The organism is Pseudomonas sp. 05N36 (genome assembly GCF_056397385.1).
Genome location: NZ_JBFTNH010000024.1, coordinates 1 through 12,507, shown reverse-complemented (window position 1 = coordinate 12,507; position 12,507 = coordinate 1). Strand labels below are relative to the sequence as shown.

Below are 12,507 nucleotides of genomic sequence, written 5' to 3'. Positions count from 1 at the left end.
GGTTGTCAGGCGCACGGAGCGAGGTTCAAACTGCGGCCTTTGTCGCTGGTCTGCACCAGCGTCTTTCTATAGATAGGCAAACGTGTGCGCGCACTGCGTAACACGTTGCTCTTTGACCATTTATTCAGGGACCCGGACATGGAACTGGTTGTAAAAAGCGTTAGCCCAGAAACGTTGAAAACCGCCACTCTGGTGGTCGCCGTCGGCGAAGACCGCAAACTCGGCACGGTCGCCAAACAGCTCGACGAGCTCTGCGGCGGCGCGATCAGCGCAGTCCTCAAGCGCGGCGACCTGGCCGGCAAAGCAGGTCAGAGCCTGTTGCTGCACAGCCTGCCGAACCTCAAGGCCGAACGCGTGTTGCTGGTTGGCGTGGGTAAAGAAGCCGAACTGGGCGACCGTCCGTTCCGCAAAATCATCGCCGGCGTATTGAACACCCTCAAAGGCCTGGGTGGCAGCGATGCCGCACTGGCGCTGGACGAAGTCGTGGTCAAAGGGCGTGACAGCTACGGCAAGACCCGCCTGCTGGCCGAGACCCTGGTCGACGGCGAATACACCTTCGAGCAGTTCAAGAGCAAGAAATCCGATCCACGCGCACTGAAGAAAATCACCCTGCTGACCATCAAGGCCGCACAGGCTGAAGTCGAGCGCGCCGTGACTCACGCCACTGCAATCGCCAACGGCATGTCCTTCACCCGCGACCTGGGCAACCTGCCGCCGAACATCTGCCACCCAAGCTTCCTCGCCGAACAGGCCAAGAACCTGGGCAAGGCCAACAAGGGCCTGAAGGTCGAAATCCTTGATGAGAAGAAGATCAAGGAGCTGGGCATGGGCGCGTTCTATGCCGTGGGCCAGGGCAGCGATCAACCGCCACGCCTGATCGTCATGCAATACAACGGCGGCAAGAAATCCGAGAAGCCTTACGTGCTGGTCGGCAAGGGCATCACCTTCGACACTGGCGGCATCAGCCTCAAGCCGGGCGCCGGTATGGATGAAATGAAATACGACATGGGCGGCTCGGCCAGTGTCTTCGGCACCCTGCACGCGGTGCTCGAATTGAAGCTGCCGATCAACCTGGTGTGCATCCTGGCCTGTGCCGAGAACATGCCAAGCGGCGGCGCGACCCGTCCAGGCGATATCGTCACCACCATGAGCGGCCAGACCGTGGAAATCCTCAACACCGACGCCGAAGGCCGCCTGGTGCTGTGCGACGCCCTGACCTACGCCGAGCGCTTCAAGCCACAAGCGGTGATCGACATCGCGACCCTGACCGGCGCCTGCGTCGTCGCCCTCGGCGCCCATACTTCGGGCCTGCTGGGCAACAACGACGAACTGATCGGCCAACTGCTGAGCGCAGGCCAACAGGCTGACGACCGTGCCTGGCAACTGCCGCTGTTCGATGAGTACCAGGAACAGCTGGACAGCCCGTTCGCCGACATCGCCAACATTGGCGGCCCGAAAGCCGGCACCATCACCGCGGCCTGCTTCCTGTCGCGCTTCACCAAGAACATGAAGTGGGCGCACCTGGACATCGCCGGCACGGCCTGGACCAGCGGCGGCAAGGACAAGGGCGCCACTGGCCGTCCGGTTCCATTGCTGACCCAATACCTGCTGGACCGCGCCAAAGCCTGAAACTGAAGATCCTGAACGGCGTCATCCACGGATGACGCCGCGCAGGCATCAGGAACCGCAATGACCAAAGTCGACTTCTATATCCTGCCCAGCGCCGATCCTTCAGCGCGGCTGGACTTTGCCTGCAAACTCACCGAAAAAGCCTGGCGCATGGGCCACCGTATCTACCTGCATTGCAGCGATGCCGCCCAGCGTGACGATCTCGATGCACGCCTGTGGGCGTTCAAAGGCGAAAGTTTCGTGCCTCACGGCCCCGCCGAAAACGAACCGGACGGTTTGGTAGTACTCGGCCTGGGAGACGATCCAGGACAACACCAGGACTTGCTGGTCAATCTTGACCTCAAGGTCCCGTCTTTTGCCCAGCGCTTTGCCCGTGTGGCCGAAGTGGTGGTTGAAGACCCGACTATTCGTCAGGCCGCGCGGGAGAGTTTCCGTTTCTACCGCGAACAGGGCTATCCTCTGCAAGATCACCGTTTACAGCGACTCTGAGCATACGATGGACACGTCAAACCAGCTGCAAAAGTCCGCGCACCTGCTGGACGACCTCGAGTCGATCCGCCAGTTGCTCGGCGACGACAACCTGCAACCTCCCCTGCTGACCGACACCGTCGAGCAAGTCAGTGGTGAAGGCCAGATTCCGATGTTATTCGATAAGGTCGGCGGCAAACCGCAGGCTGAAATCATCGAACCACCGGCTCCCGCTCCGAGGCCCGCGCCTGTCGCGGCTCAGGCCTCAGCTCCGGCTCCGGCATCATCCGTCCAGCAAGGCGCCGATGTCATGCTGCACCTGAACGACGAACTGCGCGCTGCCGCGCAAATGATCATGCAAGACGTGATCGACGACTTCGCCCCGCACATCGAAACCGAAATCAAACGCCGCCTGGATGCGCGGATGGAGCGGTTGTTGAGTCAGTACGAGTAACACCAATCCCCTGTGGGAAGAGCCGGGCGACGTTCGCCTGCTCGCGATAGCATCACCTCGGTTTCCTGAAAGACCGCGTCGCCTGCATCGCGAGCAGGCTCGCTCCCACATTTGATCTGCGCCCTGTCCGCCCCTGCTCGCCCTTAGCCCCATGCCCCGCTATACTTCCCGGCTTTTCCTGAATAAATGCCAATAGGGTCCCGCCGCGCATGGATAAGACCTACCAGCCGCACGCCATTGAAACTTCCTGGTACAACACCTGGGAGTCAGAGAATTACTTCGCCCCGCAAGGCGCGGGCGAGTCCTACACCATCATGATCCCGCCGCCGAACGTCACCGGCAGCCTGCACATGGGTCACGGCTTCAACAACGCGATCATGGACGCCCTGATCCGTTTCCGCCGCATGCAGGGTCGCAACACCCTGTGGCAGCCGGGCACCGACCACGCCGGTATCGCCACGCAAATGCTGGTGGAGCGTCAGCTCGAAGCCAAGGGTCAGAATCGCCACGATCTGGGCCGCGAGAAATTCCTCGAGAAAGTCTGGGAGTGGAAGGATGAGTCCGGCGGCAACATCAGCCGTCAAATCCGCCGCCTCGGCTCGTCCGTCGACTGGAGCCGCGAGCGCTTCACCATGGACGACGGCCTCTCGGAAGCGGTCAAGGAAGCTTTCGTGCGCCTGCACGAAGACGGCCTGATCTACCGCGGCAAGCGTCTGGTCAACTGGGACACCAAGCTGCACACGGCGATTTCCGACCTCGAAGTGGAAAACCACGACGAAAAAGGTTTCCTGTGGAACCTCAAGTACCCATTGGCCGACGGCGCCAAGACCGCCGAAGGCAACGATTACCTGATCGTCGCGACCACTCGCCCGGAAACCATGCTCGGCGACGCCGCCGTGGCGGTTAACCCGAACGATGAACGCTACAAAGCCCTGATCGGCAAATTTGTCGAGCTGCCACTGGTTGGCCGCCGCATCCCGATCATCGCCGACGATTACTGCGACCCTGAATTCGGCACCGGCTGCGTGAAAATCACCCCGGCCCACGATTTCAACGACTACGAAGTCGGCAAGCGCCACAACCTGCCGCTGCTGAACATCTTCGACAAGAACGCCCACGTTCTGCCAGCAGCCCAGGTGTTCAATCTGGACGGTACGCTGAATACCGAAATCGACGCCAGGATCCCGGCCGAATACGCCGGCCTTGACCGTTTCGAAGCACGCAAGCAGATCGTCGCCGCGTTCGAAGCTACCGACCTGCTGGTCAGCGTCGACGATCACGCCCTGAAAGTACCGAAAGGCGACCGCTCGGGCACCATCATCGAGCCGTGGCTGACCGACCAGTGGTACGTATCCACCAAACCGCTGGCCGAGCCTGCGATTGCCGCTGTTGAAGACGGCCGCATCCAGTTCGTGCCCAAGCAGTACGAGAACATGTACTTCTCGTGGATGCGCGACATCCAGGACTGGTGCATCAGCCGTCAGCTGTGGTGGGGCCACCGGATTCCGGCCTGGTACGACAAGTCGGGCAAGGTCTACGTGGGCCGCGACGAAGCCGAAGTGCGTGCCAAGCACAACCTCGGTCCTGACGTTGCGCTGCAACAGGACAACGACGTACTCGACACCTGGTTCAGCTCGGGCCTGTGGACTTTCTCCACCCTCGGCTGGCCGCAGCAGACTGAATTCCTGAAGAAGTTCCACTCCACCGACGTGCTGGTGACCGGCTTCGACATCATTTTCTTCTGGGTTGCCCGGATGATCATGCTCACCATGCATTTGGTGAAAAACGCAGACGGTACGCCGCAGGTTCCGTTCAAGACCGTGTATGTGCATGGTCTGGTGCGCGATGGCCAGGGCCAGAAGATGTCCAAGTCGAAGGGCAACGTCCTGGACCCACTGGACATCATCGACGGTATCGAACTGGAAGCACTGGTAGAGAAACGCACCTCGGGCTTGATGCAGCCGAAACTGGCGAAGAAGATCGAGAAGCAGACCCGCGACGAGTTCGCCGACGGCATCGCCAGCTACGGCACCGACGCCCTGCGCTTCACCTTCTGCTCGCTGGCCTCGACCGGCCGCGACATCAAGTTCGACATGGGCCGCGTCGAAGGCTATCGCAACTTCTGCAACAAGATCTGGAACGCTGCGCGCTACGTGCTGGACAAGGGCGAAGACTGCGGCCAGAACGGCGAAGCCTACGAGCTGTCACTGGCGGATCGCTGGATCATTTCGCAGCTGCAACGCACCGAAGCCGAAGTGACCCGTCAACTCGACCAGTTCCGTTTCGACCTGGCGGCACAAGCCTTGTACGAGTTCATCTGGAACCAGTATTGCGACTGGTACCTGGAACTCTCCAAGCCTGTGCTGTGGGACGAAAACGCAGCCGTAGAACGTCAACGCGGCACCCGTCGCACGCTGGTTCGCGTGCTGGAAGTCGCCTTGCGCCTGGCCCACCCGTTCATGCCGTTCATCACCGAAGAAATCTGGCAGCGCATTGCGCCGCTGGCCGGTATTCAAGGCAAGACGATCATGCTGCAACCTTGGCCAGTAGCCGTTGAGGCACGCATCGACCAGGCCGCCGAAGACGATATCGAATGGCTCAAGGGCCTGATGCTCGGCACGCGCAACATTCGTGGCGAGATGAACATCGGCCCGGGCAAGCCACTGCCGTTGTTCCTGAAGAACGTCAGCGCCGAAGACCAGCGTCGCCTCACCGAGAACGAAGCCCTGCTGAAGAAGCTGGCCAAGCTCGAGTCGATCACCGTATTGGCTGCAGGCGAAGAAGCACCGCTGTCTGCTACCGCACTGGTGGGCGAGATGGAAGTGCTGGTGCCGATGGCTGGCCTGATCGACAAAAACGCCGAACTGGCGCGCCTGGACAAGGAAATCCAGCGCCTGCAAGGCGAAGTGCAGCGGGTTGGCGGCAAGCTGTCCAACGCCGGCTTCGTTGACAAGGCCCCTAGCGACGTCATCGAGAAGGAACGCGCCAAACTGGCCGAAGCCGAACAGGCTCTGGGCAAGCTGGCCGAGCAGCATGCGCGGATTGCCAGTTTGTAACGGCAGCTCGCACTGAAAAAGGGAGACCCGGGTGGTCTCCCTTTTTTATGCCTGAAAAACCGCCCCTGTGGGAGCGAGCCTGCTCGCGATGGCAGTCTTTCAATCAACATCATTGTTGGATGCAAGTCCGCCATCGTCGGAACGCCGCCCGGAGCAAGCTCGCCCCCACAGTGAATGTTGGTTGTCTTTGCAATTGAGTTCACAAGCGCCGGATGTGGGACAATACCCGCCACTTTGAGCCAAAACCCTGAATCGACTTCCCATGACCGCCCCTAGCAAACCCAAAGCCCCGCGCCAAAAGCCAAAGCCCGCGACCCCGGCCAAAGCCGTCGAGCCGCGTGAGAAGGCCAGCCTGCACCCGCGCAACCGCCACCAGGGCCGTTACGACTTCCCGGCGCTGATCAAGACCACGCCTGAGCTGGCGAAGTTCGTGATCATCAATCCCTATGGCAAAGAGAGCATCGACTTCGCGAGCCCGGATGCGGTGCGGGTGTTCAACCGGGCGCTGCTCAAGGCGTTCTACGGCATTGCCCATTGGGATATTCCAGCCGATTACCTGTGCCCGCCGGTGCCGGGGCGTGCCGACTATGTGCACTTCCTCGCGGACCTGCTGGCCAGCGTCAACGATGGCGAGATCCCTCGGGGCGCACCGGTCAAGGTGCTCGATATCGGCATGGGCGCCAACTGCGTCTATCCGTTGATCGGCTACAGCGACTATCGCTGGCACTTCCTCGGCTCGGAAATCGACTCGACAGCCCTTGCCGCCGCCAAAGCCATCGTGCAGTCCAACGGGCTGAACAAAGCCATTCAGTTGCGCCAGCAAAGCAATCCCAAGCAGATTTTGCTGGGCCTGCTCGAACCCGGCGAACGCTTTGACCTGACCATGTGCAACCCGCCGTTCCACGCCTCGATGGACGAGGCTACCAAGGGCAGCGAGCGTAAATGGCGCGCACTCGGCCGCGCCGACCCGAAGCGCAAGCTGCCGGTGCTGAACTTTGGTGGCCAATCGGCCGAACTGTGGTGTGAAGGCGGCGAAGCACGGTTTGTGACGCAACTGATCGCCGAGAGTGCGCACTTTCAGCACAAAGTGCTGTGGTTCAGCACCCTCGTCTCGAAAGCCTCAAACCTGCCCGCCATCCAGACCGCACTGAAAAAGGCCGGCGTACTGGAGAGCCAGGTCGTGGAAATGTCTCAGGGGCAGAAGCAAAGCCGTTTTGTCGCCTGGACCTTCCAGACTAAATCCGAGCAGCAGGTCTGGCGCGAACGCTGGGTTCGCAAGAGCTGAGCAACTGACCGACGCAGATCAAATGTGGGAACGTCGCCCGGCCCTTCCCACATTGGTTTGCAGCGTCTGCCGAATCGCAGGTACAAAAAAACCGTGCCCGGGTTGTCCCGGCGCACGGTTTTTTTACTGCGGTCTTACTTGTTAACAGCGTCAGTCAGGCCTTTAGCCACGACCAGCTTGATAACTTTCTTGGCAGCGATTTCGATGGCAGCGCCAGTCGAAGGGTTGCGGCCGGTACGGGCAGGACGCTCGGTCACTTTCAGCTTGCCGATACCTGGCAGAGTGATTTCGCCGCCGTTTTCCAGTTGATCAGCAACGATTTGGCCCAGTTGGTCCAGAGCGTTACGCGCGGTGGTTTTTGGCGCGTCGATAGCTTCAGCAATATCGGCGATCAGTTGGTCTTTAGTAAGAGCCATGTGGTGTTCCTTCCCTATCAAATTCATATGGATTGCAGAGTGCAGTGTCAGCCATCGAGCCCGATCTTCTGGATCTGGCACCCTCGGCTACAACACCGACGGGTCGGGGTTATAGATGCCGAAATCAGGGTTTGGTTCGACCTGACAAATGCTGAATGCACGCTTAACGCAGTGACTTCGCGTAAGACCGGGCAAAACTAGCACAGAGACGGGGAAATATCCGCCTCTACCTACCCATTTGGTCAGCTTTATTGCTCTAAATCCGGAAAAAAGCGCATAAGCCCGGTCAGACACGCCTCGAATCCCCTTCAAGCACCGCCAAAACCAGCAGGTGCGGTACACTGGGCACTTTTTTGGGGGAGCACGCCCTCCTCTCTTCAATCAGCCGAGAAGCCCATGCCGATCCGTCATTGCATCGTCCACCTGATCGACAAAAAACCCGACGGCACWCCYGCAGTTCTYCACGCCCGCGACTCCGAACTTGCTGAGTCCACGGCCATCGAGAACATGCTCGCCGACCTCAACGAAAGCTATAACGCCAAACAAGGCAAGGCCTGGGGTTTGTTCCATGCCGAGTCCGGCGCGCATCCGTTCAGCGGCTGGCTGAAGGAATACCTCGACGGCGGCAAGGACTTCACGGCGTTCAGCCGCGTTGCAGTGGAACACCTGCAAAAGCTGATGGAAGAGTCCAACCTGTCGACCGGCGGCCACGTGCTGTTTGCGCACTATCAGCAAGGCATGACCGACTACCTGGCCATCGCCCTGCTGCACCACAGCGAAGGCGTGGCAGTGACTGACCAGCTCGACGTGACACCGTCCCGCCACCTGGATCTTGGCCAGTTGCACCTGGCAGCGCGGATCAACGTGTCCGAGTGGCAGAACAACAAACAGTCCAAGCAGTACATTTCGTTCATCAAGGGCAAGAACGGCAAGAAGGTTTCCGAGTATTTCCGCGACTTCATCGGCTGCCAGGAAGGCGTCGACGGTCCGGGCGAAACCCGTACCCTGCTCAAGGCCTTCAGTGACTTCGTCGAAAGCGAGGACCTGCCGGAAGAGTCCGCCCGCGAAAAAACCAAAACCCTGGTCGACTACGCCAGCAGCCAGGCCAAGCTCGGCGAGCCGATGGGCCTCGAAGAGTTGTCGGAACTGATCGACGAAGAACGCCCGAAAGCTTTCTACGACCACATCCGCAACAAGGATTACGGCCTGTCGCCAGAGATCCCGGCAGACAAACGCACCCTGAACCAGTTCCGCCGCTTCACCGGTCGCGCCGAAGGCCTGTCCATCAGCTTCGAAGCGCATCTGCTGGGCTCGAAGATCGAATACGATGAAGAAGCCGGCACGCTGATCATCAAGGGTCTACCGACCCAGCTGACCGATCAGCTGAAGCGTCGCAACTGATGCTTAACGGGGTACTGAAGAAATTCCTGCTGATCCTGCTGGTGGTCGTGGTCTACCAGAACTGGGGCAAGATCGAGCGGGTGTTCAACCCCTCGCAAGTGGTGTCCGAGCAGACCCAGGCCAATGCCAGGGTTGTGCTCTACGCCACCGACTGGTGCGGTTACTGCAAACTGACCCGGCGCTTTCTCGACCAGAAAGGCATTCCTTACCGCGAGTTCGACATCGAGAAAGATGCCGAAGCGCGCAAGGCTTATGAAGCGTTGGGCGGACGCGGAATTCCGATGCTGGACGTGAACGGCACATTGATTCGCGGTTATGAGCCTGACGCGATACTCACCGCCCTGAAATAACTACTGTGGGAGCGAGCCTGCTCGCGATAGCGGTGTGTCTGTCACATTAATGTTGAATGTGCCGCCGCCATCGCGAGCAATCAAGCGTCGACCGGCTGCTCCCACATTAGTCTGTCAGCGAGCCTCGATGCGAAAACCAAACCGCGGGAAGTGCACATGCACCACCCCGCCGCGCTCATCTTCGCGGCGCAGGATCAGTTCTTCGCGCCCTGCAAACAACAACTCACCTACGACCGGATCAACGCCATAGTCAGTCGCCGCAACGACTACTTGCTGGCCGGCCTTGAAGCCGTTTGGTTCATCGAATGGCTCATCCGGCAAAGCCGCTGGTGTTGAATGACGCGAAACCTCCAGCGCCTCTTCGGAGGTCATCTCGCTGAACGCACCCTGCCCGAAGCCCATGACCCGAGCCAGCCACGCCGACACCGCCGGATAAACATCGACCAACGGCGCTGTCACCGGTGTGCCCTTGAGGAACCACAACGGGTGAGCCATGGCGAAGTCGGCAATCGAAGGTTCACCAAACAGATAGTCACCGTCCTCGCGCTCTAACTGCTGCTCAAGCCGCGCCATGATCGTCGGCCATTGATGCCTGGCCTGCTCAGCCGACAACCGCGTAGCGCTGCCACCGCTGAACAACCCGGCACGGTCAGCAACAAAAGCCTTGATCGCCTCTGGAGACAACCCGGCAAAACGCACCGCCACCGATTCTGGCTGGAACACCAGGCTCACCGCGTGCTGAAACACCACCGAATCAGCCCAGGCAGCGAAGCTTGCAGTAATCATCTCCCGACCTTCCGGGAACAATGCAGGCGACGCCTTTTCCTGTTCCAGACGGCGGGCAATCAACGCTGTGTCGCAGTAGATATCGGCACCAATCTGCAACACCGGGGTCTTGCGGTAACCACCGGTCAGCGCGGTCAAATCGGGTTTTGGCATCATTCGCGGGATCATCACGGAACGCCAGGACAAGCCCTTGAAACCGAGCAACAGTCGGGTTTTTTCCGCAAAGGGAGAAGTCGGGTAATGGTGAAGAATCAACTCTGACATGCTGGACCCGTCGCTGGTGTTAGAAGTCAGCAGCTTAGCGCGCAATCGAATAGCGGCCTACCCATCTGCCTGATGGGCACTTATCAGTCAGATTGATAACTCCGCAGAGGCGCTCGCCACCAGACATTCCTTGGCGCTTTTCTTGAGTTTTTTGATCAGGCGCTCCTGACGCAGCGCTTCGCTCTTATCGCGGCAGGCTTCGGTGTACACCAATGCGACAGCTGGGCTGGAGAGGAAGAAACGCGCACCTTTGCCGCTTTGATGAGTGGCAAAACGCCGAACGGGATCGTCGCTGATCCCGCAGTACAGCGAACCATTGGCCGCACGAACCAGATAGACAAACCAGGGTTTGCTCTGCGTGGCAGGGGTTGCAGGGTCGCTGACGGAGACTTCGCTCAGGGTGTTCACGTGACGATCAAGGCTTGTAGGAAACAAGCCGCGATCTTATCAGCGACTGGCCTGAAACGCCCTCAAGCCTTTCAAGGCTTGCGCGCGTACAGCGTTGCCCACCAACGGTGTCCAACCCAGCAACAGACCTTTGAAACCCAACGCCTGACGCGACCAGCGCCACAAATCGAAATGGTCGTGGTGCTCGCAGATCTTGCCGTCACGGAAAACAAATCGCGCCTGAATGTCGTTGACTACCGTGTTGCCGGTCTGGCTGAACAGGTAGGTCGCCACCCAATGGGCGCCGCCCGTGCGCTCGTCGGCGCGGACGTTATCGAAGGTCAGGGAAAAGTCTTTGGCGCGAGTCGTGAGCATGCGCCACATATCGCCGGCATCGCGTCCACGCAGTTCGCCGAACGCCGGATCACTGAACACCACGTCGTCGGTGTAGCAGGCGCTCATGGCCTCGGCATCCAGCCGCTGAAAAGCTTGATAGAACTCGGTGATCAAGGCGTGGTTGGCATCACTCATAGGCAGGCTCCCTGGGGTTGTAAACGGATTTCGCGAGTTTGCCTGCACGATAGTCAACAACGGCACGGAACACTACCGGCATTCATGGTGGGAATACCATTAAGTGCGCCGATGCCTAATGCACCATGCCGCTGTCACGGGCATAAGCAAAGAGCTCCACATCCGTGGAAATGCCCAGCCTGCGCATGGCCATGCTTTTTTGCTTGCTGATCGTCGACACGCTGCGCTTGAAGTAGCCGGCGATTTCACTGACGGTCATGCCGCTGGCGAACATTCTCACCACTTCATGTTCTTTGGCTGACAGTGAAGTAGCACCCGACTGAGCCACGGCGTCCGCGTGAACCAATGCCGCACGTAAGGGCTCGCTGATAAAACGCCGTCCTTCTACCACCGATTTGATTGCCATGGGCAGCTCCTTCGCCGATGAATCTTTGGCAATGATTGCCAACACGCCATGAGCAAATGCCGCCCTCAGTGTCGTAACGTTGGCAAACATCGTGACCAGAATGATCAACGTTGAAGGGTAACGGCGTCGCACCGCGCTCAACATTTGCAACCCGTCGGCCCGCCGGTTTCCGGGCATACAGAAGTCCGTGATCAATAGATCGCATGGCGTGGTTGAAAGCAGGCTGAACAGGCTGTCCGGGCCGTCCGCTTCCCCCACGACCACACAAGGCTTGCTCTGATCGATGAGCATCCGCAAGCCGATACGAACGACTGGATGGTCGTCAGCGATGATTACGCGCATTGTCGGATTTATCCTATTCGATGACTGGAATGCACGAAAAATAGCGCCGTCGTATGTCGACCACAACGCCCAATCTCGACCGCGTAACCGCCTTACCCAATGTATTCAGGGACCTGTCATTTCTCCCATAAAACAAAGAGAACCGCCCTACATTTTTAAGCTGCGCAGCCCACAAAGAAAGACTACAGATAACAGTCAGAAAGCTGAAATCTGGAGTTCGAAACACGCTTTCACACAGCGAACCCAGCGTTTTCGTATTAGTTGCATTCCGCCTGGCCACCTCGATCGATAGATTGCGCCCTGTCCAAAAAGGACAATTTTCGACAATCCTCCTTCAAGTAAGAGCCAACACATGAACAAACATTTATCCCTGCTGACGGCTGCATTGCTGCTGACAGGCGCATCCTGCGCTTTTGCTGCGTCCAGCACTGACCTGACTGTTACAGGCACCATTACTCCGGTGGCCTGTGAACCGACACTCGCCAACGGCGGCGTCGTTGATTACGCAAAGATTTCTGCGAAAGACCTGAATGCGACCACTCACACCCGACTCAACGACGAAACCATTCAACTCACCGTGAGCTGCGATGCGTCAACCCGGTTTGCGATCAGTACTGTCGACAACCGGCCAGGCACATCAAGCCAGGTTGGTCAGATGGGGCTGGGCCTGATCAATGGGACTGAAAAGCTGGGTTACTACCAGTTGGGTTTCAAAAACCAGGTCGCGGACGT

At 59.1% G+C, this 12,507-nt stretch carries 13 protein-coding genes; 8 read left to right on the top strand and 5 right to left on the bottom strand.

Features of this window, described 5'->3' with window-relative positions; genetic code table 11:
• The first annotated feature begins 138 nt into the window (after positions 1-138).
• The 5 genes from AC1DIH_RS24440 (at position 139) to rlmF (ending at position 6,892) form a co-directional block, all read left to right on the top strand.
• Positions 139-1,629: a leucyl aminopeptidase gene (locus AC1DIH_RS24440; RefSeq protein WP_477773595.1), complete on the top strand. Its 1,491-nt coding sequence runs from the start codon at positions 139-141 to the stop codon at positions 1,627-1,629.
• A 60-nt stretch (positions 1,630-1,689) separates the two neighbouring features.
• Positions 1,690-2,118: a DNA polymerase III subunit chi gene (locus AC1DIH_RS24435; protein WP_123585119.1), complete on the top strand. Its 429-nt coding sequence runs from the start codon at positions 1,690-1,692 to the stop codon at positions 2,116-2,118.
• Positions 2,119-2,125: 7 nt separating this feature from the next.
• Complete coding sequence (locus AC1DIH_RS24430; protein WP_477773594.1) at positions 2,126-2,551, top strand: DNA polymerase III subunit chi; 426 nt, start codon at positions 2,126-2,128, stop codon at positions 2,549-2,551.
• Positions 2,552-2,760: 209 nt separating this feature from the next.
• Entirely contained in the window at positions 2,761-5,607 is a 2,847-nt protein-coding gene (locus AC1DIH_RS24425) for a valine--tRNA ligase (protein WP_477773593.1), read from the top strand.
• Between the two features lie 262 nt (positions 5,608-5,869).
• Positions 5,870-6,892, top strand: coding sequence for a 23S rRNA (adenine(1618)-N(6))-methyltransferase RlmF (rlmF, locus tag AC1DIH_RS24420; RefSeq protein ID WP_477773592.1), 1,023 nt, complete (start codon positions 5,870-5,872; stop codon positions 6,890-6,892).
• A 134-nt stretch (positions 6,893-7,026) separates the two neighbouring features.
• On the opposite strand, the gene AC1DIH_RS24415 is transcribed toward rlmF, so the two are convergent.
• Positions 7,027-7,308 (bottom strand): HU family DNA-binding protein, encoded by a 282-nt coding sequence (locus tag AC1DIH_RS24415; protein ID WP_007905514.1) that lies wholly within the window; start codon positions 7,306-7,308, stop codon positions 7,027-7,029.
• 396 nt (positions 7,309-7,704) lie between these two features.
• Here AC1DIH_RS24415 and yejK point away from each other — a divergent pair, with 396 nt between their 5' ends.
• Both yejK and AC1DIH_RS24405 read left to right on the top strand, forming a co-directional pair.
• Complete coding sequence (yejK, locus tag AC1DIH_RS24410; RefSeq protein ID WP_054593883.1) at positions 7,705-8,709, top strand: nucleoid-associated protein YejK; 1,005 nt, start codon at positions 7,705-7,707, stop codon at positions 8,707-8,709.
• A complete protein-coding gene (locus AC1DIH_RS24405) occupies positions 8,709-9,059 on the top strand; it encodes a glutaredoxin family protein (RefSeq protein WP_427532007.1) in 351 nt (116 codons plus the stop codon). The genes yejK and AC1DIH_RS24405 overlap by 1 nt, the downstream gene beginning before the upstream one ends.
• Positions 9,060-9,173: 114 nt before the next feature.
• Here AC1DIH_RS24405 and AC1DIH_RS24400 read toward each other — a convergent pair whose 3' ends face one another.
• The 4 genes from AC1DIH_RS24400 to AC1DIH_RS24385 all read right to left on the bottom strand — a co-directional run bounded on the left by AC1DIH_RS24400 (position 9,174) and on the right by AC1DIH_RS24385 (position 11,775).
• Entirely contained in the window at positions 9,174-10,109 is a 936-nt protein-coding gene (locus tag AC1DIH_RS24400; RefSeq protein WP_477773591.1) for a glutathione S-transferase family protein, read from the bottom strand.
• A gap of 87 nt (positions 10,110-10,196) precedes the next feature.
• A complete protein-coding gene (locus tag AC1DIH_RS24395) occupies positions 10,197-10,517 on the bottom strand; it encodes a GIY-YIG nuclease family protein (protein ID WP_477773590.1) in 321 nt (106 codons plus the stop codon).
• Between the two features lie 39 nt (positions 10,518-10,556).
• Positions 10,557-11,027, bottom strand: coding sequence for a nuclear transport factor 2 family protein (locus tag AC1DIH_RS24390; protein WP_477773589.1), 471 nt, complete (start codon positions 11,025-11,027; stop codon positions 10,557-10,559).
• Between the two features lie 115 nt (positions 11,028-11,142).
• On the bottom strand, positions 11,143-11,775 hold the full coding sequence (locus tag AC1DIH_RS24385; RefSeq protein ID WP_477773588.1) for a response regulator: 633 nt from the start codon (positions 11,773-11,775) through the stop codon (positions 11,143-11,145).
• A gap of 352 nt (positions 11,776-12,127) precedes the next feature.
• Between AC1DIH_RS24385 and AC1DIH_RS24380 the strand changes: the two genes are divergently transcribed.
• Positions 12,128-12,507: DUF1120 domain-containing protein (locus AC1DIH_RS24380; RefSeq protein WP_477773587.1), on the top strand; the 380-nt coding region annotated here is incomplete at its 3' end.

What these genes read in the sequence shown, in the direction of transcription:
- AC1DIH_RS24440 (WP_477773595.1), top strand. Translation starts at nt 139, where the DNA reads ATGGAACTGGTTGTAAAAAGCGTTAGCCCAGAAACGTTGAAAACCGCC.
- AC1DIH_RS24435 (WP_123585119.1), top strand. Translation starts at nt 1,690, where the DNA reads ATGACCAAAGTCGACTTCTATATCCTGCCCAGCGCCGATCCTTCAGCG.
- AC1DIH_RS24430 (WP_477773594.1), top strand. Translation starts at nt 2,126, where the DNA reads ATGGACACGTCAAACCAGCTGCAAAAGTCCGCGCACCTGCTGGACGAC.
- AC1DIH_RS24425 (WP_477773593.1), top strand. Translation starts at nt 2,761, where the DNA reads ATGGATAAGACCTACCAGCCGCACGCCATTGAAACTTCCTGGTACAAC.
- rlmF (WP_477773592.1), top strand. Translation starts at nt 5,870, where the DNA reads ATGACCGCCCCTAGCAAACCCAAAGCCCCGCGCCAAAAGCCAAAGCCC.
- AC1DIH_RS24415 (WP_007905514.1), bottom strand. Translation starts at nt 7,308, where the DNA reads ATGGCTCTTACTAAAGACCAACTGATCGCCGATATTGCTGAAGCTATC.
- AC1DIH_RS24405 (WP_427532007.1), top strand. Translation starts at nt 8,709, where the DNA reads ATGCTTAACGGGGTACTGAAGAAATTCCTGCTGATCCTGCTGGTGGTC.
- AC1DIH_RS24400 (WP_477773591.1), bottom strand. Translation starts at nt 10,109, where the DNA reads ATGTCAGAGTTGATTCTTCACCATTACCCGACTTCTCCCTTTGCGGAA.
- AC1DIH_RS24390 (WP_477773589.1), bottom strand. Translation starts at nt 11,027, where the DNA reads ATGAGTGATGCCAACCACGCCTTGATCACCGAGTTCTATCAAGCTTTT.
- AC1DIH_RS24385 (WP_477773588.1), bottom strand. Translation starts at nt 11,775, where the DNA reads ATGCGCGTAATCATCGCTGACGACCATCCAGTCGTTCGTATCGGCTTG.